Origin of the sequence: Legionella gresilensis (assembly GCF_900639865.1) — a bacterium.
In the GTDB taxonomy this organism is placed as follows: domain Bacteria; phylum Pseudomonadota; class Gammaproteobacteria; order Legionellales; family Legionellaceae; genus Legionella_C; species Legionella_C gresilensis.
The window spans coordinates 309,657-324,956 of sequence record NZ_CAAAHX010000001.1 but is presented as its reverse complement, the minus strand read 5'-3'; the positions used below and the strand labels follow the sequence as shown (position 1 = coordinate 324,956).

Here is a 15,300-nt window from a genome sequence, read left to right as displayed (position 1 = left end):
GTAGGTAAATTACTCAATTTTTAAGCCATTAGCTGAATGATTAACCATTTTTAATAGACGTTCTGTAATGCCTGCCCAACTTCTTCCGGATGGAGGAAGCTCAACAAGGATTGTTGAGGCCGGTGAGTTATCTGCGTTACGAAGTTGATAATAAAGTTCGTAAGCAACTTCACTAGGGCTTAATGAAAATTGATAATAATGTGTTTTATCTAAGTTTGAATTCTCATTAAATGAAAAAATATAGGCATTAGGATATAAATCTAATAAGCGATTCAATTCCTTAGCTGTTCTAAAGCAATAGAGTGGCTTTTCGGGTTGATAATGAGTTAATAGGCGGCCAGATACTCGAATATTGCTCTCACTTTTTGCTGTCTCTATGGCGATGGTTGTTTGAATAGATTGCTCATCAATTAAGCCATGTCTTAATATTTGATAGTGAGTGGGCGAGGTAGCATCAATAATAGTTGATTCAATACCTATCTCGCAGCGTCCTCCATCTAATATTAATAAACGTTGTTGACTAAAACTTTGCTGCACATGCAAAGCTGTGGTAGGGCTAATCTTGCCAAAAGGATTTGCTGATGGAGCTACTAGAGGAAAATTTAACGCTTGCATTAATGATTGAGCAATAGGATGTTTAGGGCAGCGGATAGCAACCGTATTTTGGCCGCCTGTAATCAACGGGTTAACTGCATTTGGTTGACAATTCAACACAACAGTCAAAGGGCCTGGCCAGAAAGTATCAATTAATTTTTGAGCATAAGGGGGTATAGAGGTAACCCATCTAGTTAAATCACAGTCTTTAGCAACATGCATAATTAACGGATGATTAATAGGCCGGTTTTTGAGAGCAAAAATTTTTAAGATAGCTTCTTCATCTTCAGCATTACCTGCTAAACCATAAACAGTTTCAGTAGGTATAGCAACCAGATTTCCTGCATTTAATTCAATAATTGCTTCATTAATATTTTTGGTAATAGTACTCATAATTTAAGTAACTTAACTAGGCTAATTATAACGCTTTTTATTAGGTTCTAATTATTAGAATAGCTACATACAATATGGTTGTTGTATGTGATTTGAACTTAATATGGCGCTATATTTACAAATGAAAGGTATTATTGTACTAAAAACAAGCATAAAGAGTCTAAGATTTCTTATTAAATTTTTTTTTTCTGTCTCCAAAGCTTTAATCAATTAATCCTGCCAATACCAGGAACAGATAATTAGTATAGTTTGAGAGGTATTAAATAATTGATGTTTTTTGTAAGAATCAAAATAAAATATATCTTGTTCGGACAAAGGATAAGGCGTATTTTCGTACGTTAAAATTCCACTACCTTGTAATACGAGCCAGCATTCTTTTTCAATATGAGAATCTAAAGGGGTTTCTCCACCAGGTTGCAAGTGAAAGAAAGTCGCTTCAAAAGGGGATTCGGTATTGAACTGAATAGGGTATATTTTTAGATCATTATTAACTGTTTCGACTGTTTTAAAGCGTAATTTTGGGTTAAGCGTAGCTAACATGACTATTTTCCTCATAAAAGTTATTAGCTGGGTTAATATCAAAGACACAATTTTCAGACGATAAATCGTAGATTTCTTTTTCACAAAGGCTGTTAATAATGGTTGCACTTCGCCATGCCATTAAACAAAAATTAGGATCTGCTAACCCATGTATTTGTCGGGATGCATTTTGTACGTAAATTCGGTTAGATGTTGGCCCGTCCCATTGTAAAGAGAAGTCCTGATTAACGATGTAACGGTTATCTTGTAAAGGAATTCGATCTGCAAGTGATTGTAGATAGGAAGGGTATTCCCATTTATAACCCGTACATAAAATAATAATATCTGCTGAAATGACTTGAGTGTATCTAGATTGAATTTCCTGGATAGTTAGATTGTAAGTGTTATCATTTTTTCTAATTTGTTTGAGCTCATGATTAAAGATGAGTTTATAGAAACGTCCTTTATTTTCTAAAAATTCTAAGATATATATCTTTCGATAAATTGAATTTAAAAGGTTTAAAGAGATGCCATCGCTTACCAGTCGGTGTTGATTTAGAAAAGAAATTTTTTGTTCTGCAGTTAGGTTAAAAAAATAATGATTAAAAGAAGGGGTAAATAAATCATTAGTAAACGTTGAATCATCAAGTGGGGTAAACAGATTACGCCGTGTTATCCAGATTAATTCTTGAGGTAAATTTGATGTTTGCGATAAAAGATTATGGATTATTTCAGCGCCACTTTGTCCACCCCCAATAACTGCAACTTTTTTCCCTTGTAGGTTCTTGTTATATGTTAGAAAATCCTTATTATGAAAAACAGAATGGCTTAAGTAAGTTTTTGCGGCGTCGGGAATATGTGCAGATAAACCATTCCCTAACACTAAATGTTGAGACTGAATTACTCTTCTTGATGTTCGCATAGTAAATAGTGCATTCTTAAATTGAATATCTTCAACTTTTTCTTTAAATATTAAATTGGGCAGAGAGCGGCTAACCCAATTTAGATAATGATTAAATTCTATCCGGAAAACACTACTAAACTGCGCATTCATAAATCGATATAGGCGCTTATGTTTAGCTAAATAGGAAATAAAGGAGTAGGGGTTAGTTGGATCAACTAAAGTTACTAAATCTTTTAAATAACTTACTTGAATTTCAGCATCTTGAACCAACATGCCCGGGTGCCAAATAAATGACGGATTTTGGTCAAAGAAATAACTTTTTAATGATTTTATTGGGGATAAAAGTGCGGCTAAACTTAAGTTAAAGGGGCCTATACCTACGCCTAATAGATTCGCTACAGACGTTTGATTTCCTTTAATCATATTATCTCCTGTTAATGAATGATTGAATCTTCGGCAAAGGGCGTTTGATTGATAGTTAATTTTCTATGAATAGTTAGGGAAGGTTTATTGAATAATTGCTGAAGAGAGGGTTGATCTGGATAGCCAAGGGCTCGCCAAAGCCCCTGTCCTAATCTTGGCATAAAAGGCAATATGAAAAGAGAAAAAGCTTGTAGCCACCAGAAATTAGAAGAAGTATGTGAAGGTAATTGATTGGCAAGTTTTAACCACAAACTAATGGTTTTAACTGCTTGATGCGGAAAAAAGTGATTAGGTTGTAATACTTGTCTATTTATATCCAAAAGTTTTAGTAAGTGCTCTTTTAAATCTGGCTCACAGGAATTAGGTTGTGAATCTGGTAGCATAGCTTGCATTTTAAGAACTAATTGATTTTGCCAATTAAGCGTTTGATTATAAAAAATTAAAAAGTCTTGCGAAGAAAAGTTGCCTGAACTCGTACGTATATCTATAGATGCTAAATAAAGTCTGATAATATCACTAGAAAGTTGTTGCCGATTAATAACATCATCCACCCAGATAGCATGACGACGACTGGTAGAAAATTTTAAGCCGTTTAAGTTAAAAAAATAATTTATTAAATAGAAATCAAAGGGTTTGTACTCAGTAAGATAGGAACTAATACCTAAAATACTGCTGATAAATGGTATAAAATTATCATGACCAAAGCTAGCAATGGTAATAGTGGAAGAATCAATAGCGAAAGCATTATGGTTATTACCTTCAATTTTTCCTAGTAATTCACCTAACATTAAAGCATAAGCAAATACAAAACCATAACTAAAAAAAGTGTTATTCTGATTACATGATAATCCCCATTTAGCTTGCGTGGTTAGCCGAAACAAGTAATTCTGTTTATGTAAAAATTGATGATAAAGCTGCTCAAGCTTTAAATTAATTCCCTTATTTTTTAAAGGTGGGGGTGATTTTAACTGAAGAAAAATATTCTCTACTTGCTGTAAAATTTCTTGACTATTTTGTTGAATAATTTCTTCCGGACGATAATGAGCGCCACAAGCTTCACAAAAATAGCTTTCTGTTTTTTCCTGACACCAGGGGCAAAAGCCACTTAGCCAACAACCAGCTTTAAAGCGTTGATTGAGACTATCCCAAATCATATTTTCTTTTAATTTTTGGCAGACATGCTTGTTTTGCAATGCCTTGTAGATTATTTCATGCCATTGACGATAAGTTTGCATCCAGAGGGGATGACTAGGTTGTACAAAATGAGTAATTTCAATATCCATTGCCTTTAAATCTGCAGCAATTAGGGGATTATAAAAATTACAAATATATTCTGGTGTTGCCTGCTTTTTAGCAGCTTGCAGCATAACGTACGATTCAAAATCATCCGTTCCAGTTAGTATTGTAGCTTGATGGCCACATAAACGTAGATAACGAGCAAGAATATCAGCACTTAGATAAGGGCCACCAACATGGCCTAGATGTAATCTGCCATTGGGTGTAGGAAAAGAGGGTATTAATAAATATTTTTTCTGATTTAACATCGGTTACATCCTTTTAACTTCGATTTACTTATTTAATATTTATTCCATATTTTGCAGTGAATTACCGTATGGTCTATGAGACACTAAATTGGTATATTTTTCTAATTCAGTGGACATAATTTGAATAGAGGATTCCCAAGCTCTATTGGAAATTTTTAGGGCTTTTATTTTGTCTCTAGCAATGACAGCATTCACCAAATCCTGACAGTCATTAATGTACGCAAAAATGGTTTCTCGATTAGTGTTATGGCGGCTTAAGCACAAAAAATGATAACGAGCAGCATTTTCATACAGGATATCCTTCATTTTAAGCAACCAAGGTGATTTGCATGCTTTAATCAATGTAGAGCTAAATTCTTTTTCCATAGCATGCCAGACATACGAGTCGAGAGGATCATTGGTTTTCATAAATTTTGCATATCGATACCAGCAAGCTATGATTTCTGCTTCCCAATGTTCATCGCCATTTTCAATGGCTAGCTCTAATGCTATGTTTTCAATACGCATTCTATTTGTGTAAATATCATATAACTCATCTAAAGAAAGTGTTGGCATACAAAAACCGCATTGCTCCTTAAAATGAACGAGTCCATTTGTTGTTAAGCGAGATAGTGCCTCTCGCAGTGGGCTAAATCCTACACCATACTTTTTCTTTAAGATCTGTAACTGTAATTTGGTACCAGGTGGAAAATAACCACTAAGAATGTCCTCGCGTAATTTCTGTGTAATTTGAGTAGTTTTGGTTTGTTTTCTAATTCCATCTACCATTAAAAGTTAGTCCTTACATAAACAGATAAAAACAATTATGCAATATTTTCGAAAATTTTAAAATAATCGAAAATATATATTTCATTATTTACAAATAATATTTCAATAAGTCCTATACTTAACATGAAAAGGACATTGATTATGGAAAAGAAAAGCAGGAAAGCCTTGGACAATGAATGCTATAGGCTCTTACTAGAAAATTCACTTAAATCTATACCATTTAATGTATTTATTGCACTATTGCTTTGTGTTTATCTGTATTTTACAAAAGTGCCGTTAGCGCTTACCTTGACTTGGTTTTTGGGAATTTGTTTGCTTAGTATTGGGCGTTTTTATAATAGTAAATTCTCTTTAAAAAAATTTAATATTTTAAAGCCTAATCATAGTTCGCTTAAACGCTTTATTTTCCTTACTTTTCTTATGGGTACAACTTGGGGTAGCTTTTATATTCTTCTTATAAATTATATTAATCCAATTAATGAGGTTAATGTTATTCTAATTTTAGGCGGCCTTTCAGCAGGGTCTTTGGCTTCGCTTTCTGTTTACCTACCTGCTTATTATGCTTATCTTCTTCCTTTATTTTTGCCTATTATTATTTACAATTACTCTTTATATAGTTTAGAAAGAACAATATTGGCAACTACCTTTCTTCTATTTGTAATCATGTTAGCTATTACAGCAAAAATAACATCTAAGCTATTACAAAATACGGTCAAACTTAATTTTCAATTGGAATTAACCAATAAGAAATTGAAAGCAACTAATAAAAAACTATCGAATTCGTTGGTAACAATTAAAACTATGTCAATAACAGATGCCTTAACCGGTTTATATAATCGACGGTTTTTTAATGAAAAAATAAAAGCTGAATATAATCGGGCTAAACGACATCATTATCCACTTAACTTAATTTTTATAGATGTTGATAATTTTAAAATGATCAATGATAGTTTTGGTCACCCTATGGGTGATAAATATTTAGCTGATATTGCTAAAGTGATTAAAGAATATGCAAGGCGAGGCGATGATACTGTATTTCGATTAGGTGGTGATGAGTTCGCTGTTATCGCTGCTAATTCAAGCTTAAATGAAGTAACGGAGCATTTTTCATATATGAAAGAGGAACTTAAAAAAATGATTCCACATCAAAGTATATCTTTAAGTATTGGTGTGATTTGTGTTTTACCTACAGGCAAAGAGCTCATTGATAATTTAATATCGGCAGCGGATAAAACCCTCTATCAGGCAAAAAAAAGTGGCAAAGATAAAATTGTTTGTCAAACAGTTTAACTCCAATGGTAATAGTCTTCTAAAGACACCTTTAGATATTACATATCAAAGTCTAGACTTGCTTCAGCTAACTGATTTAGCGATATTAACAATAGCATAAACTAAAATTTATCCTATCGCTTACCCGTAGAATTCAATCAAACAAAGTGGCTTAATTATGCGTCATTTACATCCTCAATCGAGTAATTTCCTTATCCACTTAATTATTTAATCCATGCTTTTAAAAAAAAAGCAGACTGAATATCTTGTAGTCTGAAAATTAAGTTACTGATTTTAAAATTTAAAAAATTATGGTAGTTTGATTGTTACCTGTTAGAATTACGTCCTTGAATTCGAGAGTAAGGCCAACCTCTTAGTCTTAAATTCTGCGATGCAATTAAAATAGGCACTCAATAATTGCTTTTGTTACCATGCTTGTTCATAGCTCGGATGTTATGAATCAACCATTTTAATAAAAAAGTAAGCTTATTTTGTTGTACCTGTTATTTCTAGCGGTAAAAAGGAATAGTACAACAATCAAAGGACTTTATTTTAAATGGAGGATTAGTTATGCGCACATGGATTAGATTAACGACGTGAGCATTCTAGATGGATTTGCTTCATGTGTATTAACTGAAGGAGTTAAGATTAATGCACTCAAATTTTTATTTATCACCTGTTGCAGCAGCTTGCTTAGCGCTTAGTGTGGTTTCTTCTGTCCAAGCAGCCGAACCTGTTTCCTTAAATAAGGCTTCTCTGGATACTATTAAGAAACAATTTACTCTTAATATGTCAGGAGATATGACACTGTTTAGTACTAATAGCTTAAACTTTATTAAGCAGCATACAGATCAAAATAAAATCAGTCATATTCGTTTGCAGCAACAATATGAAGGGTTTTCGGTGATCGGTGGTTATGCGATTATCCATGCCCCACAGACAGCCCAGACGATTCTAGCAGTTGGGAATGATACTAATGTAAAAATGAATGGTGTTATTTATCAAGGTTTGCAAAGCGAACTAGGTAAACCATCGCCAACATTTGTGAAAAATACTAAAAATGCATTACAGCAATTTAAAGCGCAGTTTGCTAATCACTCAGTAAGTGAGGAAACAGTCAAACCAGTCGTTTATATTGATAAGGATTCAAAAGCACACTGGGCTTATCGAGTTAGTGTATTTGTTACGCATCAAGATAAAATTCCTGAGCGGCCAACTGCTATAATTGATGCAACGACTTACCAACCTTTTATTCAGTGGAATGATGTAAAAACTGAGCGTTCAGCAGTAAAAGGTAAGGGCTATGGCGGTAATAAGAAAGTAGGCCGATTTTCATATGGTGATGAATTAGCTTACCTTGAATTAACACGTGATGCAGATTCTGCTAAATGTTATATGGAAAATGATGGGGTGCGTGTAGTCGATATGGAACATCGTTATTCTTCTAGAAATAACCCTATGACATTTGATTGCAAAGACACAGTAGGTGAAGATGGTATCTACTGGACAGGCTATAAAGCGGATGGCTATGATAAAGAAAACGGCGCTTATTCTCCTACCAATGATGCTCACTATGCAGGTTATGTAATTAACCATATGTATAAAGACTGGTATGGCATTAACGCACTTTCTAAATCTGATGGTTCACCTATGCAATTAGTCATGCGTGTTCATTATGGTGATGGCTATGAAAATGCCTATTGGGATGGTCGCCAAATGACCTTCGGTGATGGCGAAGATATGATGTACCCGCTTGTTTCACTTGGCGTTGGTGCTCATGAAATCAGCCACGGCTTTACTGAACAGCATTCTAACCTAGAATATTATGGCCAGTCAGGTGGTATGAATGAATCATTTTCTGACATGGCGGCTCAAGCTGCTGAATTTTATTCAGTAGGAAAAGCAAGCTGGCAAATTGGTGCAGAGATTATGAAAGAAGGCAGTGGCTATGAAGCATTACGCTTTATGGATGTACCAAGCCGAGATGGCACCTCTATTGACACAGCTGATGATTATTATGGTGGCTTAGATGTTCACTATTCAAGTGGTGTATTTAACCGATTATATTATCTAATAGCTAATCTTCCAGGCTTTGATGCTCGTAAAGCTTTTGATGTGATGGTTAAAGCAAATATGGATTATTGGACACCATACTCAACTTTTGCTGAAGGCGGTTGCGGTGTATTTAGCGCTGCCCAAGATCTCGGAGTTGAGCTAGAAGGCGTTAAAAAATCATTAAAGAAAGTAGGCATTGATGCTAATTCTTGTGATTAATCCCTAAACACTTCTATAAAAATTATCCAAGTGTTGTGCTACAACACTTGGGTTTTCCATGTGTAAATGATGTCCACCGCTAACTTTCATGATCTTTAAATTTTTCACAGCTGCAATTCGGTGCTGAATATCATCTTCATTAAATAATGATCCATGCTCAGTAAGGATTAAGCATGTTGGCGATGTAATGCCAGATAGACAGGAAATAATTTGAGCTTCTGTAAGACTCAGAGGACTTGGATAAACTAAGCGACGATCATGATGCCAGTAAAACTTACCATGGCTTTCACTTAATCCACGTGCGCATAAGAGTCGCACTAGTTCAAGGGACAGAAACCCACGTGCAGCTCTTGCTTTAGCTGCTAGCTCTATAGAAGAATAAAATTTAGGTTTCGAGTGTTTTTTCTCAATACTTTTAAATAAATATGATGATAATTGTTCTCGGCAAGTATCTTCAGGACGCGAAAGGGGGCCAAGCCCTTCAATTAAGGCGACAGTGGAAATACGTGTTGGTGCAATACCTGCTAATATGCTTGCTAAGCAAGCCCCTAAAGAATGGCCAAGTAAGTGAATTTTTTTGATATGGAGCGCGTCAATAATATTAATTAAAGTAAAAACGCCATCAATAAAATGATAATAACCCCCTTCATATAAATGTGAGGATAATCCATGACCTGGTAAGTCAATAGCAATGACGTAAAAATCTTTAGCAAGATAGGGCGCAAGAAGCTCAAAAGAATCAGCATTATCTAACCAGCCATGAATAGCTAACAGGGGCGGTAACTCATTGTTTCCCCATGTTCTAGCTGCAATAGTAAAACCTGGTATGTTTAATTTGAGCTCATCCATAATATTATTGATTTTATCTAATTTAATTAATTTTGTAACAAATACTATTTTTTTACCAATTAAAATAAAGGCCTAGCGTTATTATGATAAGTAGCTAAGTAATTTAAAGGCCATATTACTGTGCAAGTAGATAATTTCCAGTCATTCTTAGATTACAATCTAACTAAGTCATTTAAAAACTAAGTCATTTAAAAATCTTCTGTAAAAGTGCTTGGTTTAGTGAATAAATATGACTTAAGTAAAAGAGGAGCCAATCCCATATAATGAATCTTTATTGGTGATTATGTAAAAAAATAATCTAAAAGATTAATTATTGGTTTTCAATATGAAAATTAAATACCATTTGAAAAATTCTTCCACCATTAGTATTCAACTTAATAGGAATGACCCAGTTTATTATTATCCAGCATGTACGATTGTCTATGAAGCTACTAGCTATCTTAAAGTAAATAATGACGATGAATTAGGTAAACTTTGCTTTGAGGTTACGCTTCAGCTTCCACCCTTACAACAATCGGTTCGCTATCCCTTTGGGATAGCAGTAAAGCATCAAGAGGTAGCCTGCTACCCTACCGTTAGGAACTATGATGAAATCTCGCCCCGGTTAAATCGAGGGTTTTTTAAACCTCTTTCTGATGAGCAACGAATTGCTTTACGAGAGCATAATATTAAAAATTATAAACAGTCAGCTAAGGTCTTAGAATATGGCCCTAATGTAAATTATAGGGCACTAGAACTAATGGCTGAAGAAATAGAAGAAATGACAGCAAAAGGAATTGCCTTTCAAAATAAGAGTTAAGTTCGACTTAACTCTTATACAAACATTAAGCAATTTGACTTTGTCGAGTTCGGCAAAGTTGCTTATCAACGGGAACTTCAAGGATTTTTTTATCTTGAATCCAATAAACAAAATTTACGTTGAAATTTTTACAAAATAAATCTTTAATTTGTTCATCGTCACAAGCGTTTTGTTCAATAATAGCTTTATTATCCTCTTTTATTTCTAATGCTTGATCAACATTAATGTCTTTAATTTGATAGGTAAATGTTACTGTATCATCTTTTAAATGAATGTCATTTAATTGCGTCCTACTATCAACCATAATAGGTAAGCCATCATTCAAACTTAGTTCGTCTGTGGAGGAGTAAATTTGTCCGCTAAATACAGTTGCACAAGCAAGACATATAATATTTTTTAACCAGGATTGCTGCATAACTCTCTCTTTCTATTAGACTTTTTGAAAACTGCCATTGAGGACCAATCTCATCGAAGTCTATTAATCAAAATCTATATTTAAGTTTGCCTCATTTTTGTTGACAAAGAATATAAACTAACATAGTTTAAAAATTATCTCAAATAATGTGACACAAAATAATTTTGTTCTTGTGACGAAATAAGAGTCCTATATTTATAGATGACATTCTAATAAACTAAACTATTAAATTAATACTTACTACTTTAAAAAGTAATTATTAATGTTATGCTTATTAAACTTGTTTATTAAAGGTCATTAATTATGAAGCAACCGCGACAAAGTGTGTCGCTGGTAACTTATAATATTCATAAAGGTTTCGGCGTTGGCAAATTAAGATTTTTGCTACCTGAAATGCGCTATGCTTTATCTAATTTAAATCCCGATTTTGTATTTCTTCAGGAAGTTCAAGGTTTCCACCAGCGGCGTGCTCAAAGGATTCAAACTTGGCCTGATTTACCGCAATTTGAGTATATTGCTGAGAAAGATTGGCCACATTATCTATATGCTAAAAATGCTATTTATCAATCTGGACACCATGGCAATGCTATTTTAAGTAAGTATCCTTTTGTAAGTTTTGAAAATATTAACTTATCAAGGCAAAATCGTGCTTCTAGAAGTATATTACATGGACAAATTAAATTGGATAATAATCAAATTTTACATTTATTATGTGTCCATTTAGGTTTATTTAAAGCAGAAAGAGCGTCTCAATGCCGAGCTTTAGTTAATCGAATTATAGAAGTAATTCCTGATAATGAGCCTCTTCTAATGGCCGGTGATTTTAATGACTGGCAGATGCATCTATCTAAGCCGCTAGCGGATGCATTAGGCATTCAAGAAGCGTTTAAAATTCTAGAAGGGCAACATGCGCGTTCTTTTCCAGCCTTAAAGCCAACACTATGTATTGATAGAATTTATTTTCGCGGTTTAAAGGTAGAAAAGGCCCAGTGTTTTAGTGATAAGCCCTGGCGAACATTATCAGATCATTTACCTTTGTTTGCCAAATTTACTATTGCTTAATAAGCCATTTAATAAAAGTTAGTTGCTTTAACAAGGTAATTTGAAAGTAAGATTATTAAGCCTTAAAGTAAACTTTACGCCCCTATCAAAGAGCGTAGTTTTGTTGGTAACTATTCAGGGGTAAGCAAATTTTTCTATTTAAAGCCTATTTATTTGAATTGTCTTTCCCGCGCAGGCGGGAATCCATCTAAAATTAACTTCAGCGCTAATTGATGAATAGATCCCTCGCCGCGCGGGGATGACATAGGATCACTTTTGGTTACAATTAACTCTAAAACTTACCCACGCAAAAATGTTTACGCGGGAAAGACGAGGACTTCAAATTCTTTAATTACATATCTGTGAATAATAGTTACTTTATAACGCTATAAAGCGACAGCTTGATAATTTATTGATTAAATTATTCCCTTTCCATACTAGAATCATATTCACCGAAGCAGGCTAAGCTATTTAAACGAGCTCGTTTAAGTAAAGCAGCTTGGGCGGCCTCAACGTTTGCCGGATTTCCTTGCCAAATTTTTAGACAATCTTCTTGTAGGGCTCGACCATATGAAAAACTTAAATTCCAAGGTTGATAACCTATTTGATTAATAGCATTTAGATTAGTCGTTGCTTGTTCCGACGTTTGGCCTCCTGACAAGAAATTGATACTAGGTACTGCAGCTGGCACCATATTACGGAAAACGCCTATTGTATAGTCAGCAATATCTTCTGGTGAACTGAAAGGTTGAGCTTCTTTACCGCTAGTCACCATACTTGGTTTAAGGATAATATTTTCTAATTCAACCTGATGTATAAATAAGGCTTTGAAGACTTCATGGAGTACCATTTCAGAAACTTCTGCGCATAAATCAATATTATGGTTACCATCAATTAAGACTTCAGGTTCTACAATAGGCACGATACCTACTGATTGGCAACAGGCAGCATATCGAGCTAAATTCTCAGCGCCTGCCCTCATGGCAGTTAAGCTTGGCGTGGATTGAGTAATTGAATAGACATTTCGCCATTTAGCAAAACGTGCACCTAATTTTTTAAAATGAACTAAGCGCTCTTCAAGGCCATCTAAACCTTGTGTAACTTTTTCACTTTCAGTATTAGCTAAGGTAATGAGTCCTTTATCAACCTTAATACCTGGAACTATACCTTTCTGTGTGAATAACTCAGCAATTGACGTACCATTGTCATCGCGGTGTTGAAAAGTCTCTTCAAATAGAATTACACCACTAATATATTGCTCTAATTCTGGAGCCGTAGCTAAAAGAAGGCGGTAATTACGGCGATTATCGTCACTATTTTCTACATTAATGCTATCAAAGCGTTTACCGATAGTGCTATTACTTTCATCTGCTGCAAGTATTCCTTTTCCGTCTTGAGTTAATTGCTCTATGGTGTTTGCTAATTCTTCATAATACATGTTAATTTACACTCCTTATTTAGGCTGTAGAAACAGTTGCTACTACCTTGTAGTAGCGGAAATATATTTTTCGCGGATGATTTGTTGCATTGCAAAACCACGATTTTTTAATTCTTCAAAGCATTCATCAATCATACCTGGATTGCCACATAAATAAACTACATCTTCAGCAGGATTTAGTGCTATTTCTGGAAAAGCGTGTTGGATATAGCCTTTAAATTGATGAGATTGTAAATTTATATCATTAGCTCGGCTAAATTGTACTCTAAAAGAGACCTGGTTCGGATAAGATTTTGCCAAAGCTAGGAACTCTGCCTCGTAAAGTGCATCTTCTGGCCGTTGGACACCTAACATAATTAGCGCATTTAGCTCTCGGTTTTGCTTAAGCCGGTTATCCAATTCTTTAAGCATTGCGCGATAAGGCGTTACGCCTGTACTTGTGGCCGCTAAAATATAGCGCTTAGGTAATTCGTCTTTCAAAATTAAGCGTCCAAAAGGCCCGTTAATATTAATTATGTCCCCAGGTGCTAAATTAAATAATAAATCGGTTCCTGGTCCTCCTTCAACATATCCTGCAGCAAATTCTATGTAATTATCTTGGTTGGGTAGGTTGGCTATACTATAACTACGTTTAAGTAATTTGCCATCACGCTCAAAATGGATAGTAATGAATTGCCCAGGAATATAAGTAAATGGGGGAGATTTATCGGCTTTAAAAATAAAATGCTTTACTTTAGGTGAAAGCATAAAAGCTTCTGTTAAGGTAATAGGAAATAAGTTTGCTTGCATGTTTTTACTACTAAATGAAAAAGTTATCTAATATAGGCTAAATGGCTCGCATTGCAAGTGGTAATAGAGAAATTAAGGTATAATTAAGCTATGAGTGGAAATATTGATTTAATTGCAATGCTCGGCAACTTAAGCCGGTCTCTTTTTCCGGTTCAATCCGTGATTATAGGGATTGCTTATATGCTTGGTATTATCTTTTTTATTACAGCACTGCAAAAACTACGAAAAATTGGAGATCAGCGGGCGAATTCCTCGTCGCAAGAAAGTATTTATGTGCCTATGGCTTATATTTTATTAGGGGCTGCGTTACTTTTTTTACCCTCTGCTTTAGATGCACTATCTAATACAACTTTTGGTGTTGGTAATGTTTTATCTTATACCGATTATAATAAAAATAGTATATTTGGCTCGATGGGGTTGATAATCCGTATAGCTGGCTTGATTTGGTTTGTTCGCGGGGCTGTATTATTAACCCATGCCAGTCACCCAGGCTCACAAAGTCAGGATGGACTAAAAGGATTTATGTTTTTATTTGCAGGTATTTTAGCTGTTAATTTCGATAATACCGTAAGTGTAATAGCAACTATTTTCAGTAAAATTGCTGCATTTACTTTAAATTCTACCAGTGCTTAATTAATTTTCGTCACAGATTTTGAGGTTGTTCTTTTTTGCAAATTCCATAATAGATTGATAAACATCGGGGCTGGTTTCTTTTAATTTAGGATCTAATAATACGCACTTATATCCTTGCGTGTTAATACTAGGTTGCAGCAGAGGCGAATAGTAAAGCCGATTATTTTTAAAGACAGCCATGTTCCCACTCATACGCTCAGCCCAATCACTTGGGCGAAAAGTCTTACCTTGCTCCGTAACCCCTTCAATCACAATTTTTTTCTTATCTACATCCGACTTAGTCATAACTAAAACACAAACAACACAGTATGCCTATTATAGCACCATATTGGTAAGTAATAATTAAGTTAGAGCAACTAAAAATGAATTCATGTCTAAGTGAAAGCGGATAAAAAACCTTTTTTCGCTTTTAACAGGTATTATTGATTAAAATGTAAAAATTTTAGGCGAATTTTGCTTAAAATAGGCCGGGTTGGTGACAATCATGCCTATAAATTGCGGTATATTTTTCTTATTATGGACCCAAAAATTTAGGTTTTAAAGTCTTTTAATAGAAAGTTAGCTAGAAAAATAAGTCAGTCATAGCAGTTAATAGGATGTTTGTGGTAGGATGTTTGGTCGATTTTAAGTGATGTTGCTTGCTTTAAG

At 34.4% G+C, this 15,300-nt stretch carries 15 protein-coding genes; 5 read left to right on the top strand and 10 right to left on the bottom strand.

Going from position 1 to position 15,300, the window contains the following annotated elements; all coding sequences use genetic code 11:
* Positions 1–9: 9 nt before the first annotated feature.
* The 5 genes from E1P04_RS01415 to E1P04_RS01395 form a co-directional block, all read right to left on the bottom strand.
* On the bottom strand, positions 10–987 hold the full coding sequence (locus E1P04_RS01415; RefSeq protein ID WP_131781146.1) for an L-threonylcarbamoyladenylate synthase: 978 nt from the start codon (positions 985–987) through the stop codon (positions 10–12).
* A gap of 210 nt (positions 988–1,197) precedes the next feature.
* Positions 1,198–1,527, bottom strand: coding sequence for a cupin domain-containing protein (locus tag E1P04_RS01410; RefSeq protein ID WP_165482646.1), 330 nt, complete (start codon positions 1,525–1,527; stop codon positions 1,198–1,200).
* Positions 1,511–2,833 carry a lysine N(6)-hydroxylase/L-ornithine N(5)-oxygenase family protein gene (locus tag E1P04_RS01405; RefSeq protein WP_131781144.1) on the bottom strand — a complete coding sequence of 441 codons (1,323 nt, stop codon included), beginning with the start codon at positions 2,831–2,833 and terminating at the stop codon, positions 1,511–1,513. Before E1P04_RS01405 ends, E1P04_RS01410 begins: the two co-directional genes overlap by 17 nt.
* A gap of 11 nt (positions 2,834–2,844) precedes the next feature.
* Positions 2,845–4,377, bottom strand: a complete 1,533-nt coding sequence (locus E1P04_RS01400) for a class I tRNA ligase family protein (RefSeq protein WP_131781143.1) — start codon at positions 4,375–4,377, stop codon at positions 2,845–2,847.
* A gap of 39 nt (positions 4,378–4,416) precedes the next feature.
* Positions 4,417–5,145, bottom strand: coding sequence for a GntR family transcriptional regulator (locus E1P04_RS01395; RefSeq protein WP_131781142.1), 729 nt, complete (start codon positions 5,143–5,145; stop codon positions 4,417–4,419).
* 141 nt (positions 5,146–5,286) lie between these two features.
* On the opposite strand from E1P04_RS01395, the gene E1P04_RS01390 reads away from it, so the two are divergent.
* Positions 5,287–6,435 (top strand): GGDEF domain-containing protein, encoded by a 1,149-nt coding sequence (locus E1P04_RS01390; protein WP_165482645.1) that lies wholly within the window; start codon positions 5,287–5,289, stop codon positions 6,433–6,435.
* A 630-nt stretch (positions 6,436–7,065) separates the two neighbouring features.
* On the top strand, positions 7,066–8,688 hold the full coding sequence (proA, locus tag E1P04_RS01385) for a zinc metalloprotease ProA (protein WP_131781140.1): 1,623 nt from the start codon (positions 7,066–7,068) through the stop codon (positions 8,686–8,688).
* A 3-nt stretch (positions 8,689–8,691) separates the two neighbouring features.
* Here proA and E1P04_RS01380 read toward each other — a convergent pair whose 3' ends face one another.
* Complete coding sequence (locus tag E1P04_RS01380; protein WP_131781139.1) at positions 8,692–9,537, bottom strand: alpha/beta fold hydrolase; 846 nt, start codon at positions 9,535–9,537, stop codon at positions 8,692–8,694.
* 325 nt (positions 9,538–9,862) lie between these two features.
* Here E1P04_RS01380 and E1P04_RS01375 point away from each other — a divergent pair, with 325 nt between their 5' ends.
* Entirely contained in the window at positions 9,863–10,336 is a 474-nt protein-coding gene (locus E1P04_RS01375) for a hypothetical protein (RefSeq protein ID WP_131781138.1), read from the top strand.
* A gap of 25 nt (positions 10,337–10,361) precedes the next feature.
* Here the strand turns inward: E1P04_RS01375 and E1P04_RS01370 are convergent, their stop codons facing one another.
* A complete protein-coding gene (locus tag E1P04_RS01370) occupies positions 10,362–10,751 on the bottom strand; it encodes a hypothetical protein (protein ID WP_131781137.1) in 390 nt (129 codons plus the stop codon).
* A gap of 303 nt (positions 10,752–11,054) precedes the next feature.
* Here E1P04_RS01370 and E1P04_RS01365 point away from each other — a divergent pair, with 303 nt between their 5' ends.
* Positions 11,055–11,813: an endonuclease/exonuclease/phosphatase family protein gene (locus E1P04_RS01365; protein ID WP_131781136.1), complete on the top strand. Its 759-nt coding sequence runs from the start codon at positions 11,055–11,057 to the stop codon at positions 11,811–11,813.
* Positions 11,814–12,213: 400 nt separating this feature from the next.
* Here E1P04_RS01365 and E1P04_RS01360 read toward each other — a convergent pair whose 3' ends face one another.
* Positions 12,214–13,230 (bottom strand): class I fructose-bisphosphate aldolase, encoded by a 1,017-nt coding sequence (locus tag E1P04_RS01360; RefSeq protein ID WP_131781135.1) that lies wholly within the window; start codon positions 13,228–13,230, stop codon positions 12,214–12,216.
* Positions 13,231–13,272: 42 nt separating this feature from the next.
* Positions 13,273–14,019 carry a ferredoxin--NADP reductase gene (locus E1P04_RS01355; RefSeq protein ID WP_131781134.1) on the bottom strand — a complete coding sequence of 249 codons (747 nt, stop codon included), beginning with the start codon at positions 14,017–14,019 and terminating at the stop codon, positions 13,273–13,275.
* Positions 14,020–14,109: 90 nt separating this feature from the next.
* Between E1P04_RS01355 and E1P04_RS01350 the strand changes: the two genes are divergently transcribed.
* The gene (locus E1P04_RS01350) at positions 14,110–14,652 is read left to right on the top strand and encodes a type IV secretion protein IcmC (protein ID WP_131781133.1); all 543 of its coding nucleotides are present in this window, start codon (positions 14,110–14,112) and stop codon (positions 14,650–14,652) included.
* Here E1P04_RS01350 and E1P04_RS01345 read toward each other — a convergent pair whose 3' ends face one another.
* Positions 14,653–14,937, bottom strand: coding sequence for a DUF3579 domain-containing protein (locus tag E1P04_RS01345; protein ID WP_131781132.1), 285 nt, complete (start codon positions 14,935–14,937; stop codon positions 14,653–14,655). It lies immediately after the preceding gene.
* Positions 14,938–15,300: the final 363 nt, after the last annotated feature.